At 63.1% G+C, this 499-nt stretch carries 1 protein-coding gene; it reads right to left on the bottom strand.

Annotation, left to right across the window (positions count from 1 at the left end; translation table 11 throughout):
* Positions 1–126: 126 nt before the first annotated feature.
* Positions 127–499, bottom strand: a 373-nt coding sequence (locus tag AC1DDS_RS25770) for an oligopeptide/dipeptide ABC transporter ATP-binding protein (RefSeq protein ID WP_477481442.1), incomplete at its 5' end; no start/stop codon positions are given.

Here is a 499-nt window from a genome sequence, read left to right as displayed (position 1 = left end):
TGTATGCCGCCGCGGCCGACGGCGCAGCGCCAGCGCTTGTCTCCATAGGCGGCCTGCCAGCCATCGCCGTTACGAGATACGATTAGATCCAAGCCCAAGCTCCTTCCTTGAAGTGAAACGCCCCGATCACTGATTCAGGGGGAAATGGCACGCAACCGCCCGGCCGCCACTGTCGGACAGCACCGGTTCCTCGCTCCGGCAGATCGCCTGCGCGAAGGGGCAACGCGTGTGAAAGCGGCATCCGGACGGCAGGTTCATCGGACTCGGTATATCGCCGACCAGCATCGGCCTTTCGCGGTTCCTCTGATGCGGATCGGGGCGCGGGACGGCCGAAATCAGGAACATCGTATAGGGATGGCGGGGGGTGGAGAAAATATCCTCGGTCGTCCCGACCTCCACCATCCGCCCGAGGAACATCACCCCCACTCGATCGGCGAACTGGCGCACGACGCTCAGATCGTGGGTGATGAACAGGTAGGTCAGCTTCAACTGCTCCTGC

This window comes from Mycoplana sp. 10N416, assembly GCF_056394765.1.
Note: the sequence above shows the minus strand (reverse complement) of the source record. Positions and strands in the feature narration are given on the sequence as shown.